Here is a 12,588-nt window from a genome sequence, read left to right as displayed (position 1 = left end):
AAAGGCTATATATCCAAAGCTTTGGCCGACCTGCTTTGGGGAAATGGTATACAGATGATTACTAAACCCCGTAAAAACATGAAAGACTTTAACATCTCTCAGGCCGATAAAATAATGCTCAGAAAAAGGGCTATCATTGAATGTGTAAACGATGAGCTAAAGAACATCTGCAAACTTCAGCACACCAGGCACAGATCCGTGAATAACTTTCTGATGAACACTATGGGCGTGCTTTGCGCTTACCATTTCTTCCCTAAAAAACCTTCCCTTAATATTATATTTCAAGAAAATGACGACCAGCTTTTATTAGCTGCTTAAACCGAACTCACGTTAATTATCATCGTGTAACTGCCCTGCAAGCTTCTTTTTAATAAAACCAGCCGCCTTGGTATATCCCCCTTCCGATCCGTCCACAAAATGAATATGCCCATCTTCCAGATCGCGCACATAGCATGACATTACCGACTCGCGGCTTACATGAAACCCGAAATACAATTTACCTTCGTTTTCCATTTTCACTAATAGGTGATGCAACCTCTTCCGCTGTTCGGAGGTTCCAGATATAACAGTATTAATCTTACCGTCAATCACCAGCGTATCCGACATTTCAACCAAACGCTTCAGGTATTTTTTCCCATCGCTGGTATTGAAATAAATGTGGCTGTAAAGCATAATTAACCATTCTTTCAGCAACTCCAATATTTTTATTTCGCCCAATCGTGCTTTCATCTCTTTACCCAGGCGGGCAAAGGTTGAGTTCTGTTTTAGCTGCAGAACGGAGATCGGCTGCCGTTTTTCGGGGGTACCATAAATTTCGTCAATATAACAAATCACATCTTTAAACACCATGGCCTGCTTCTCCTCGTTACGGGCTACTACCAATAATGACACTACCTCTTCGGTATTTTCGGGCGGGGGGATCTTGTCCCATCGGCAACTCATCCCGGTAAGGTCAAGTTCTCCCTCACCAGCGGTATGCTGATGCGGGTTTTCCTTATCGCCCTTTACCAGTTTTTCGGCATAGCTCAAACCGTTACCTAATACAATGGGAATGGTAAAATTGCCGGACGTGCAATATTTGCTGATAGTCAGCCGGTACCCGTTCTCATAAACTTTGCTCACGGTAACCATGCCGGTACGCAACTCTAACCCGAAATTACGCTGCGTATTTTCCCGGTATAAAGCCAAAGCTTTCATCACGTCATCCACAATAAGCGGCGGAACAATAAACGTAGCGCCATCTCCGCCGAAAAAGAAAGGCACGGTTATATCCTGTTTAAAAGCGATATTTAACACGGTTACTATACTGCCGGTAGCAGCGAAATTTACATTTTCATGTTCGCCGTTTTGAACTGCCTGTGTGCTGTTACAGATGTCGGTAATGATGATATGCCAGTCGCGGGGCACATGCTGAAAAAGATCAGGCCTTATAAAAAGCTCACTTAAAGGGATGTTATTTACCTTGAGCGACGTGTAAAACCGGTTAGTGTTGGCGGGCATTACGGGTTAATGTTTTGGAGATCATATTGTTTTAAATTTACGCAAAAAACCGATCTGCCGTTTTCACTGAACAAATTACCCCAATTACGGATGAACACAATTTCAGAGAGATAATAATCCCTAAATTCGGCCAATTCTGTAAGTCAACATAACCATGCTAAGAAATTACGCTACGCTCCTCCTTGCTCTCATCCTCCTTATCCTTGCGGGCTGTAACCCCAACAACACCAAACAACCCGAAGCAGATGTTTACAAAGTAGTTAAGGTAAAAGACGGCGATACCCTTGGTTTACTGAGCAGCGATAACCAGGAAGTTACCGTACGCCTTGCAGAGATAGACTGCCCCGAAAAATCGCAGGCTTTTGGGCAGGCAGCCAAGAAATTCACTTCGGATATTTGCTTTGGGAAACAGGTTAAGTTAATAGGCAGCGAGCACGACCGGTATGGCCGTACCGTAGCACAGGTTATTTTGGTTGATGGCACTAACATCAATCATGAACTGGTAAAAAACGGCTATGCCTGGCAATACAAGGCTTACTCCAAAAGTGCCGAACTGGCCACTATGGAAGAGCAGGCCCGTCAAAATCACCTCGGCCTTTGGCGAGACCCTAACCCCACCCCACCCTGGCAATTTCGCAGGGAAAAGAAACAGCCAAAGGCAGATTCGCTTCAAACCCCAAAACCTAAAAAACATTACCGCAGGCACAAGCCAAAACTTGAATATGCAGCTTAAAAGCCTAACTTTATAGGCAATATTACCATATGAAACTCACTAAAGCACTTATTGCTATACTGATTACTTCGGCGCTTATCTGGGCCTTACAAACCAAGTTCGGCGTAGCGCCCCCGATAGGAAAATTTTTAAGCCCGGCAGAAGGCTTCTGGCAAAACGCTGAAAGTAAAAACATCCTGCAAACACACGAGTTGAAGCTGAAAGGCCTGCAAGGCAAGGTGACAATCAAATTTGATGAAAACCATATCCCGCACATTTTTGCCGGTAACCTGCACGATCTGTATTATGCGCAAGGCTACATGACAGCTACCGACCGCCTGTGGCAAATGGATATCCAAACCCGGCAGGCATCAGGACGGCTGGCCGAAGTGATAGGCCCCAAAGTAATGGATATCGATCGTTACCATCGCCGGATGGGAATGGTTTACGGCGCCGAGAAAACGTTAACAGCCATGATGGCCGATCCGATAGTGAAGAACATGGTACTGGCGTACACCGATGGCATCAACGCTTATATTCATAGCCTCGCCCCAAAAAACTACCCTATTGAGTTTAAGCTATTGAATTATGCTCCGGAAGACTGGAAGCCGATCAACTGCGCTTTTTTACTGAAACTGATGTCTGAAACATTGGCCGGAGGCTCGAACGAATTTGCAATGACGAATATTCTTAAAAAATTCGGCCCCGGGGTTACTAATGATCTTTTCCCGGATTACCCGATGCACGAAGATCCGATCATCCCGGCAGGTACCAAATGGGATTATTTTAAACCGTTAAGCATCCCCAAACCCTCAGCCTCTTTTTTAGCCGGTATGACGGATAGCGCTAAAACCAAGCCCCGCGTTGAAGGTATAGGCAGCAATAACTGGGCGGTTGCAGGCAGCAAAACGGCTAATGGCTACCCCATTTTAGCCAACGATCCGCACCTTAACCTCACCCTGCCATCTATCTGGTACCAGGTGCAGCTTTCGGCGCCGGGCATGAATGTTTACGGGGTATCGTTACCCGGCGCGCCCTGCGTTATTTTAGGTTTCAATAACGATATCAGTTGGGGGATCACCAATGTTGATGCCGACGTACTGGATTGGTACCAGGAAAAATTTAAAGATGGGCAGATGAACGAATACTGGTATAACAATAGGTGGAATAAAACCAGCCGCCGCGTTGAAAAGATTGAGGTATTGGGCCAAAAGCCAATTTATGATACCGTAATTTATACCCATCACGGCCCTGTTGTTTACGAAAGCAATGCCAAAAAGGGTGATGGAGCCAGTTTTGTACCCATAGGCCACGCGTTACGATGGATAGCTCACGAACCATCGGACGAGCTGATGGCCATGTACTTACTGAACACCGGCAAAAATTATGACGACTACCGCAAAGCGCTGCACTATTTCAGCGCCCCGGCATCAAACTTTGTATTTGCCAGTAAAACGGATATCGCCATAACGCCAAACGGTAAATACCCGCTTAAATTTAAAGACCAGGGCAAGTTTATTTTAGATGGTACCGACCCGGCAAACGACTGGCATGGCTTTATCCCCTTTGAACATGATCCGACAATAAAAAACCCGGCGCGTGGCTTTGTAAGTTCGGCCAATCAATCATCAACAGATCCTACTTATCCATATTACATCAACTGGTCGTTTGCGCCTTATGAGCGTGGCAAACGTATCAATGATCGCCTTACCGCGATGAATAAAGCTACCGTTGATAGTATGCGAATCCTGCAAACAGATACCTACAGCATACGCGCACAGGATATTTTGCCCGCCATGCTCAAATACATCGACCCAACAAAGCTTGATGCCACACAGCTTAGCGCCTATCATCAAATAAACAGGTGGAATAAGGATGTCACCGCCAACTCCATAGGGGCCAGCATTTTCAGCTACTGGTGGTCGGCAACCTACAACATGATCTGGAGTGATGAATTTGCGGATAAAAACCTGCAGGAAAATTATCCGTCTGCCGATAGAACAGAACAACTCATCCTGAAAGAAGCTAATTCAAAATGGTTTGATGATGTACGCACCCCCGAAAAGGAAACCGCTGCAGATATTATCAGCAAAGCATTTAACATAGCAGTTAAACAACTGGCCGATAAGCAGGGCAAAATTGGCACTAACTGGCAATGGGGTAAAGTAAGGCCATTTGAAATAGCCAGCCTTTCGCGCCAGCAGGCCTTTGGGTCGGGTAATTTCGAGGCGGGTGGCTCGGGCACCACCGTAAATGCATTGAACAATGGCCACGGCCCGTCGTGGCGTATGGTGGTACAAATGGGGCCAAAAGTGAAGGGCTACGGGATCTTTCCGGGCGGCGAGTCAGGCAATCCGGGTAGTTTTTTTTATAACGACATGCTTAAAACCTGGCAAACCGGCCAGTTAAAGGAGTTACTTTTCATGCAATCAGTAAACGAAAGCTCGCCCCGTATCAAATCAACCTATACATTAACAGCTAAATAAAAACCAAAATGGTATTCCTCGTTATATTAATACTTTCATTTGCCAGCGGGTATTTTTTGCCGTGGTGGATTGTGGCGCTCATTTCGTTTTTAACCACATTAATTATCGGCCGTACGGCCAGGGGCGCGTTTTGGTCGGGCTTTAGCGCGGTGCTGATAGTTTGGGTAGTACTGGCCCTTTTTAAAAGCATCCCTAATGATCACATCATGGCCACCCGCATAGCTCATTTGTTTATGTTGCCCGCCTGGGGATATATTTTAGCCATTACGGGAATAATCGGTGGCATAGTAGGGGGCATGTCGGCGTTGTCAGGCTTGTGGCTCCGGCAGGTATTTCTAAAGCCATAAAACAACAACGCCCGGTTTAATGACCGGGCGTTGTTGTTTTGCTCATTTATTTAATTAAAATGTCGCGAGGGTTTCTTTTAAAGTGTTAACAGCTTCCTTATCGCTTGTAGCTTGCGCAAAAATATCCTGCGAAGTAGCTTTAGCGCCATAATAAGCAGCGTTCGAATCTTTATCGATACCTAAATTTGAACCATTGATGCTTATACCGGCAAATAAACCACGGCTGCGTGAATACGAGTAAACCTCGGCCTCTAATTTATAATCGGTGCTTGCGGTAGAGCTGCGACCAACCGGACCTGCTGCAGCCGAAATATCACCACCGATGGTAAAATCGCCATTTTTCACTTTGGTTAACACACCTTTATGACGGAAAACCAATACCAGGTCGACAGATTGAACACCAATTTGTAAACCAAAGCTACCGCCTGTAAGTGTAACAAATACCGGATCGCTCCACTTGCCATTTCCCAGTTTCACCATGGCAACGCCTTTTCCTCGTTTACCGCCAATACCGAAGCCGGCGTTGATCAGTTTAGGGATAATTACAATACCTTCGTACTGATCAAGCAGATCGTGCGGGATACTCTCCTTCATTTTGGAAAACTCTTTCAAAACGTTCGACGCGTTGTGCAAACGCTCTGTTTGCTTGCTGCCATCATCCACGGGCTTAGCCGACGTTAATACAAAAAAAAGGCTCATCAAAAGGGGGAGGCTCAAAAATTTCAGCTTTTTCATGGGGTTTTACATTTAAATATGGTTAATTTTCATAGTTTTCAATACACTACAAACCTCCAAAACACGTACTTGTTTTTTTATTTTTTGTAATGGTAACGTCAAAACCAATCATTGATTACACAGGGTTTAGCTAATTTTTCGTTATAAGACAAAAAATAAGCTAAATCAACGTGACCAAAAAAAGCGATCAACGGTTTATCTTTGCCGGTGCAAATGAACAAGCCGGATAAACAACAGGTATTTTCTATCAATAACGAGCAACAATTTAACGAGGTTGCTTTGCAGGTTTTTAACTACCAGGCCCTCAACAACCCTGTTTACAGGCAGTTTATCACCGGCTTAGGTATTGATGTAAACACAGTTAAAACCGTTGATCAGATCCCTTTTTTACCTATCGAGTTTTTCAAATCGCACTCTATATTGAGTACTGCCGATCGGGTAGAACTCACCTTTACCAGTTCGGGAACTACCGGCGTGATCACCAGCAGCCATCGTGTTACCGATAAAACATGGTATGAAGAAAGCTTCCGTAAGGCGTTTGGTATTTTTTATGGAGATATAAAAGATTATACGATACTGGCGCTGCTTCCATCCTATTTGGAGCGTGAGGGCTCATCGCTTATTTATATGGTTGATGACCTGATCAGGCAATCAGCTAACACGGATAGCGGCTTTTTTCTGTATAACCATGATGAGCTTTATCAACAGCTAAAAAAACAACAGGATAAAGGTAAACCAACACTTTTAATTGGCGTTACCTTTGGCCTGCTCGATTTTATTGATAACTACAGGCTCAATTTCCCCGAATTGATTGTAATGGAAACTGGCGGAATGAAAGGCCGCCGCAAGGAAATGATCCGTGAGGAATTACACGAAATTTTATGCAATGGTTTTGGCGTTAAACACATTCATTCCGAGTATGGAATGACCGAATTGCTGTCGCAGGCTTACTCCTATGGCGATGGTATTTTTGAATGCCCGCCGTGGATGCAGATCATCATACGCGACACTAACGATCCGTTAAGCATATTAAAAACGGGTAAAACGGGGGGCATCAACGTTATCGACCTCGCCAATATCAACTCCTGCGCGTTCATCGCCACGCAGGATCTGGGTAAGCTTTATCCCGATAAAAAATTTGAGGTATTAGGCCGGTTTGACCAAAGCGATATCCGCGGATGTAATTTGCTGATTGCTTAAAAGCGGTGAGAAGCAAGAGGGAAGAAGCAGGAAATAAGAAAAGTATTGCATACAGGACAAAACGGTACCAGGTAAGAAGTCACCCTGGCTCACGAACAATAGTTGATAAGATTTCTTGATTCTTAACTCCTGATTATTGACACTTTAACAGGTATAATTGTTATTTTTGGGCGCATCATAAAATGCTGAAAACATGATTGAGAAATTTTTAACCGAGGAGCAGGATCCTAAAGCAGTTGAAAAGGTTTATTCGCGTTTGGTTGACTTGCTATCAACCGGCGAGGAGATCATTTATATTGCCGTACAGAAAAAACCGCTTGTAAACCTTTTTCCCGATTGCATAGCGATAACTAATAAACGCGTACTGTTTTTTACCCCGGCAAACCTGGGTTTATCTATCAAGTTTGTTGACTTTGTTTGGAAAGATATTGTTGACGTACATACCAAGGAAGAAATTATTGGCGCAGTGTTCAGCGTGCGTACCACCGGCGGTGCAGAAATGGCGGTAGATTACCTGCCCAAAGTACAGGGCCGTAAGCTTTATCAATACGCCCAGGAGCGTAAGGAAATAGAACGCGAAGCCCGCCGCCAGCGCGACCTTGAGCAAAAACGCGCCGAATCGGGTGCTATCCAGTTAGAAAACACCCCTAACCGTGCTGCATTTGTAGCTCCGGCATCGCCGCAGCCATTCGCACCGGCTCAGCCAAACGGGTATACCGCACCTACGGTTCCGTTAACGCCACCTGCGCCGGTTGCCGCGCCTGCTCCGGTAGTTCAGGAAACACCGGCCCCGGTCGCTTCGGCAGCCGCGGCTCCAAAGCCTGATGAGCTTACGGAAAAATTGAAGAAACTGAAGTTATTATTTGATAACGGGCTTATCTCCCAGGAAGATTATAATGCTAAGAAACTGGACCTGCTAAGCGATTTTTAATTGCTATAACATACGATACAGGGAGCGATGGTTTTAAAAATCATCGCTTTTTTGTTTTTCAGGCGGTACCAGGTATTAAATTAACCGTTGGTCAAACCGGAACGGCAATCGTTTTATAAGTTTAACCTGATCCACATCCGGGTGAAGAGGATTAATAAGGTAATTGTACTCATCAGGCACTATGGATGAGGGTACGCGCATTAACAGATGTTTCAGTTCTTTTATAAAAGCGTCACCAAAATCGCGCAACTTCAGCGGCGCATCGATATCCCGCCAGTTATCAGGCAGCAAATCCATATCCAAAGTAGCAACCTCGCGGTCCGGAACTTGAATTTCGGTAAGGCAAAAGTCATCGGGAATGATCAGCGGCTGCAAATGTACCAACACCTCAAGTACGGCCAGGGCTCTTGATGATGCCGTGTACAGCATCGCCCTCCCCTCGCTGTTCCAGCGGCCGCCGTATAACCGCGCGCCAGTACCGCTCAGGTCGTTAGCATAGTGGCATTTAACAATACGGTATAATATCATCAGGCAAAAATACCGTGCTCTATACGGCCCAACTCTTTAAATACCATATCAAAACCGGCAGAAGTATCCAAAATAGTAATAGGAGCTTCGCCACGGAAAATAACCGAAGGCGTTTTGATCCAAATCTTGAATTTCTCCATCGAACCGAATACTTCTTCACCACGGGCGTACAAACGGGCTAATTCAACGGCCTTTTCGGCGTATTCTGTTTTAATGATAGCATCATCTTCATAGCGTTGCAGTGTTCGCTCAGAAATATGTAATATACCCGCGAGTTCCTGGATATTAAGGGATATTTTTTTTGCGAATGAAAGCAAAACGCTTTTAGGGAAACCCTTACGCGCCAGGTTTATAATATCAAAGCCTGATGAGAAATTAAACGCCCTTGAGCCGCCCAACATCTCAAATACAGAGGGCATAGCATTTTGTACCCTATATGCTGCCATTGGTTCGTGGAGCATATTTTCAGTTTCAGCTTTCTTTTTTTGCGACATATATACAAATATAATTACCATTTGTCGTATCAGCAATAACTTTCTTAACTTTTTAACTCTTTACATTTACAAATACTTGAATTTCGGCATCATCTTGCCGTAACAAATAATCCATATATTACCCCCGCATAATTTATTATGGAAAACACGGATATCATTATTATTGGCGGAGGGGCGGCAGGATTAATGACCGCCCGCACATTGGCAAAAGCGGGAAAAAACATGGTATTGCTGGAAGCACGCGACCGCCTTGGCGGGCGGATCCATACATTAGAAAATGGAACCTCCCTGCAACACGCCGAACTCGGGGCCGAATTTATCCACGGCGACTTGCCCCTTACCCAGGCTTTACTTCATGAAGCCGGTATCAAATATTCGCCGGCATCTGCCTCTATGTGGCGATACGATGATGGTAGATTTATAGCCGAAGGGCATGTAATTGAATACTGGGACGAGTTCCTGGAACGTATCCTCCAACTACAGCAGGATATGAGTATAGAAGAATTTTTACAACTCGAATTTTCGGACGATAAATATGCCGGGCTTAGGGAATCTGTTCGCAGGTATGTTTCCGGGTATGACAATGCCGACCCTAAAAAAGCCAGCGCGTTTTCTATCCGTAAAGAATGGCAAAACGAACACGAGGATGCCCAATACCGCATTGAAGGCGGCTACCGCGAGTTGGTTAATTACCTGGCCGATGAGTTTAAACAGGCGGGCGGCCATATTTTTGTGAATGCCATCGCAAAAGATATAGACTGGGGGCAACACCATGTTATAGTGAGTACCGACATCGGCATAACCTACCAGGCTAAACAATTGCTGGTTGCCATGCCGTTAGGTTTATTACAAGCCGAAGCCGGCTTAAAAGCAACCATCAGCTTCGACCCTCCTATCGATTATTATATCAAAGCATTAAAATCACTTGGCTTCGGCGCCGTGATCAAAGTATTATTAGAATTTGACGAAGCCTTTTGGTACAGTGATGAGGTTAGAAAAATGACAGGCGCCGACCTGGAAGACATGGGTTTCCTGTTCTCGAACGAGGCCATCCCGGTTTGGTGGACGCAAATGCCGGTCCACCGCCCCCTGCTTACCGGCTGGCTCGGTGGCCCTCCCGCTGCCGAACGTTTACACACCAGCAATGAAGATATGCTGATGCAGGCACTTGAATCCATCTCCCACATGTTTAAGATAGATATCGAGACCTTAAAGCAAAAGCTTTTAACCTGGAACGTCATAAACTGGACAGCCGATCCGTTTTCGCGGGGATCATACAGTTATGATACCATTGACACCGCCGAAGCGAGGAAAATATTAAGTCATCCAATTGGCGATACACTATTTTTCGCCGGAGAGTACCTGTATGAAGGCACAGCCATGGGAACTGTTGAGGCGGCTTTGACGAGTGGGTTGCGGGCAGCAGAGCGGTTGTTGGGGGGGTAATGAGATGTGTCCCTCTTAGCCAGGCTTTAAACCGCATTTGCCGCACTCGTAGCCTTTATCCCATTTTATCGCAGAAAGGAATTTCCTGCAATCATCATCCGTTGCAAACCTTCAGAAAATTCTATTATGTTTAATCCTTTAAACATCTTTTTTAATATTTATACCTCGTCTGGTATAAATACACTAATAATTTTAGTATTTATAAATACCTTATTCTATAATCCGAATAATTATGGACAGTTTGAAAATCAATTCGGGTGAAAATTTCTTATCGCGACTTATTTGAATAGCTGCAATTATCTTAAAAGCGATATCCCTGAGTGAGTTTCCTACTGAATAATAATATTAACTTTTATTAATTATTTTAATTTGTCTTTCTTGTAACGAATAATTACGATATTTATTTTTTCATATATGGAAAAATCACTTAACTTCATAATAAGTTCAATTGACGGTTGATTCGCAATTGTTAACCCTAATTCAAAGCCTTTTAAACCTGTTTATGTAATCCTGCGCTACCTATGAAAAATATATATTTAAATTCTGTGTCTTGCCTTTTTGGTGTTTTAATATCCTTGTTGATAACTGGATGCCTAAAGAATAAAAGTGATAGCGACATCATTACCGCCCCCCGACATGGGATAACTTAACTACATGGGTTGAAATCCAGCGATCAAACACAGGCGATGTTTGGACGGAAATTGCAAATGGTAAAAAATTTAATCTGCAATGGAGTTATCAAGATCCATCAAAAGCAGTAATTGTTGGTAGGTACCAATACAACTTTTCAAATCTTGAAGTTAAAATCGATACTACTGGAGCAATCCGGATTAAAAGCAATCAGCTATCCTTTATCAACATAAACTCGAATGGACAGTTAGCTGATTCCGCAGCTGTAGCTTTTACTCAGGAAAGTGATTCAACGATTATTCTTAAAAACAATACCATAACACCGGCTATAGCAATCCGATATAAAAAGTTAAAAACTCCTTAAAAGAATGCCTATGAAAAATAAACCTGATCGCTTAAACCTATCCTAAGAAAACAGTCTTCTAAATTCAATCGAATTCACAAATGAAAAATAAAATTAACCTTATTATTATAGGGCTTGCCCTCCTGTGCATTTTCCCTGCCTGTAAACGTACAAGTGACTTTCGTCCAGACGCTGTTGACCCTATCAAAAACATGAAAGATGGCCCTATTACTTTAAAATCAGGGGTCGTAATAATTAAAAAGGGAAATAACTATTACTGACAGGGAGACGTACTGCTTACAGATATCCAAGTTAAGGCATTGGATCAGTACGGAACATTGGTTGCTAAAAAGCCCGACTATATTGGACCCGATACCACAGTTCATCCTGTTTACAATATACCGGTGCAGAAAGGGGCTGACGGGAAAACTGTTGCAAGAGCTTTTGGCGTATACCCAACACCATATAATCTTTGGGCAATGGTGCGTTTTGTTTATGATGCTAATCTCACTTACGATCGGAAGTATATCATACAACAGGCATTAGCTCATTGGGAAGCCAATACTAATGTCAGGTTCTATAATGCTACGGGGCAGCCGACTGTTGACCCGACCTATGGATTTGCATACCCATACATATTATTTGTAAATGCCAGCGATAACAGTTCTGCAATTGGCCGCCAGGGAGGAGCTCAACAACTTCACCTCGCAGCATTTCAAGGTGTAAATGCCGCTATCCACGAGATTGGACACGCGCTTGGCCTTTATCATGAACAGAGCCGATATGATAGGGATAACTCCATCAATATAAATCTGGCGAACGTTGCAGATTCTGTTCGTTACAATTTCATTAAATACACAACAAATTATTACGCCATAGGAGCTATTGACTATAATTCAATAATGATGTATGGTTCGTACGATTTTGCTATTAACTCAAGTATTCCGGTAATGACCAAAAAATCGGATGGAAGCACCTGGACAGGGGGATCCGTGCTTTCGGACCTCGATAAGAGATGGGGGAATACTTTCTATATCCCATATATAGCGAGATCTGACACCTATGCCGAATTGGCTCCAACTGTTTACAAGGCTGATAATACGGTTATGACAGCACAGGAGCGCCTGAATTACCAGGCGCAATTGAATAATGGGAACCCAAATCCTCCGAACTGTTGTCGTTTACCAAACACGTTCTGATAATAGGTAATTGCAGTATTGAAGTAGCGGAAACACC

At 43.9% G+C, this 12,588-nt stretch carries 12 protein-coding genes; 8 read left to right on the top strand and 4 right to left on the bottom strand.

Going from position 1 to position 12,588, the window contains the following annotated elements; genetic code table 11:
- Positions 1 to 318, top strand: a 318-nt coding sequence (locus LX99_RS14100) for a transposase (RefSeq protein ID WP_146203123.1), incomplete at its 5' end; no start/stop codon positions are given.
- Between the two features lie 12 nt (positions 319 to 330).
- Here the strand turns inward: LX99_RS14100 and LX99_RS14095 are convergent.
- Entirely contained in the window at positions 331 to 1,500 is a 1,170-nt protein-coding gene (locus LX99_RS14095) for a DUF3095 domain-containing protein (protein ID WP_109608446.1), read from the bottom strand.
- Positions 1,501 to 1,654: 154 nt separating this feature from the next.
- On the opposite strand from LX99_RS14095, the gene LX99_RS14090 reads away from it, so the two are divergent.
- From LX99_RS14090 to LX99_RS14080, 3 genes are read left to right on the top strand one after another with little or no spacing between them, the layout of a single operon-like run.
- Positions 1,655 to 2,233 (top strand): thermonuclease family protein, encoded by a 579-nt coding sequence (locus LX99_RS14090; protein ID WP_109608445.1) that lies wholly within the window; start codon positions 1,655 to 1,657, stop codon positions 2,231 to 2,233.
- Positions 2,234 to 2,262: 29 nt separating this feature from the next.
- Positions 2,263 to 4,698 carry a penicillin acylase family protein gene (locus tag LX99_RS14085; RefSeq protein WP_109608444.1) on the top strand — a complete coding sequence of 812 codons (2,436 nt, stop codon included), beginning with the start codon at positions 2,263 to 2,265 and terminating at the stop codon, positions 4,696 to 4,698.
- An 8-nt stretch (positions 4,699 to 4,706) separates the two neighbouring features.
- The gene (locus LX99_RS14080; protein ID WP_022832929.1) at positions 4,707 to 5,045 is read left to right on the top strand and encodes a hypothetical protein; all 339 of its coding nucleotides are present in this window, start codon (positions 4,707 to 4,709) and stop codon (positions 5,043 to 5,045) included.
- A 54-nt stretch (positions 5,046 to 5,099) separates the two neighbouring features.
- Here LX99_RS14080 and LX99_RS14075 read toward each other — a convergent pair whose 3' ends face one another.
- A complete protein-coding gene (locus LX99_RS14075) occupies positions 5,100 to 5,780 on the bottom strand; it encodes a lipid-binding SYLF domain-containing protein (protein ID WP_109608443.1) in 681 nt (226 codons plus the stop codon).
- 213 nt (positions 5,781 to 5,993) lie between these two features.
- On the opposite strand from LX99_RS14075, the gene LX99_RS14070 reads away from it, so the two are divergent.
- Both LX99_RS14070 and LX99_RS14065 read left to right on the top strand, forming a co-directional pair.
- Positions 5,994 to 6,980 carry a LuxE/PaaK family acyltransferase gene (locus LX99_RS14070; RefSeq protein ID WP_109608442.1) on the top strand — a complete coding sequence of 329 codons (987 nt, stop codon included), beginning with the start codon at positions 5,994 to 5,996 and terminating at the stop codon, positions 6,978 to 6,980.
- Between the two features lie 193 nt (positions 6,981 to 7,173).
- Positions 7,174 to 7,911: a PH domain-containing protein gene (locus tag LX99_RS14065; protein WP_109608441.1), complete on the top strand. Its 738-nt coding sequence runs from the start codon at positions 7,174 to 7,176 to the stop codon at positions 7,909 to 7,911.
- A gap of 75 nt (positions 7,912 to 7,986) precedes the next feature.
- Here LX99_RS14065 and LX99_RS14060 read toward each other — a convergent pair whose 3' ends face one another.
- Together LX99_RS14060 and parS are read right to left on the bottom strand one after the other, a co-directional pair.
- Complete coding sequence (locus LX99_RS14060) at positions 7,987 to 8,439, bottom strand: RES family NAD+ phosphorylase (RefSeq protein ID WP_109608440.1); 453 nt, start codon at positions 8,437 to 8,439, stop codon at positions 7,987 to 7,989.
- Positions 8,439 to 8,858 (bottom strand): type II RES/Xre toxin-antitoxin system antitoxin, encoded by a 420-nt coding sequence (parS, locus tag LX99_RS14055; protein ID WP_245927916.1) that lies wholly within the window; start codon positions 8,856 to 8,858, stop codon positions 8,439 to 8,441. Before parS ends, LX99_RS14060 begins: the two co-directional genes overlap by 1 nt.
- 213 nt (positions 8,859 to 9,071) lie before the next feature.
- Here parS and LX99_RS14050 point away from each other — a divergent pair, with 213 nt between their 5' ends.
- Positions 9,072 to 10,379, top strand: a complete 1,308-nt coding sequence (locus LX99_RS14050; RefSeq protein WP_109608438.1) for a flavin monoamine oxidase family protein — start codon at positions 9,072 to 9,074, stop codon at positions 10,377 to 10,379.
- 1,293 nt (positions 10,380 to 11,672) lie between these two features.
- A complete protein-coding gene (locus LX99_RS14040) occupies positions 11,673 to 12,551 on the top strand; it encodes a M12 family metallopeptidase (RefSeq protein WP_109608436.1) in 879 nt (292 codons plus the stop codon).
- Positions 12,552 to 12,588 lie beyond the last annotated feature (37 nt).

This window comes from Mucilaginibacter oryzae, from assembly GCF_003148845.1.
Taxonomy (GTDB): Bacteria; Bacteroidota; Bacteroidia; order Sphingobacteriales; family Sphingobacteriaceae; genus Mucilaginibacter; species Mucilaginibacter oryzae.
Note: the sequence above shows the minus strand (reverse complement) of the source record. Positions and strands in the feature narration are given on the sequence as shown.

Bases quoted from the DNA above. Each gene is read 5' to 3' on its own strand.
- LX99_RS14095 (WP_109608446.1), bottom strand. From the start codon at position 1,500: ATGCCCGCCAACACTAACCGGTTTTACACGTCGCTCAAGGTAAATAAC.
- LX99_RS14090 (WP_109608445.1), top strand. From the start codon at position 1,655: ATGCTAAGAAATTACGCTACGCTCCTCCTTGCTCTCATCCTCCTTATC.
- LX99_RS14085 (WP_109608444.1), top strand. From the start codon at position 2,263: ATGAAACTCACTAAAGCACTTATTGCTATACTGATTACTTCGGCGCTT.
- LX99_RS14080 (WP_022832929.1), top strand. From the start codon at position 4,707: ATGGTATTCCTCGTTATATTAATACTTTCATTTGCCAGCGGGTATTTT.
- LX99_RS14075 (WP_109608443.1), bottom strand. From the start codon at position 5,780: ATGAAAAAGCTGAAATTTTTGAGCCTCCCCCTTTTGATGAGCCTTTTT.
- LX99_RS14070 (WP_109608442.1), top strand. From the start codon at position 5,994: ATGAACAAGCCGGATAAACAACAGGTATTTTCTATCAATAACGAGCAA.
- LX99_RS14065 (WP_109608441.1), top strand. From the start codon at position 7,174: ATGATTGAGAAATTTTTAACCGAGGAGCAGGATCCTAAAGCAGTTGAA.
- LX99_RS14060 (WP_109608440.1), bottom strand. From the start codon at position 8,439: ATGATATTATACCGTATTGTTAAATGCCACTATGCTAACGACCTGAGC.
- parS (WP_245927916.1), bottom strand. From the start codon at position 8,858: ATGCCCTCTGTATTTGAGATGTTGGGCGGCTCAAGGGCGTTTAATTTC.
- LX99_RS14050 (WP_109608438.1), top strand. From the start codon at position 9,072: ATGGAAAACACGGATATCATTATTATTGGCGGAGGGGCGGCAGGATTA.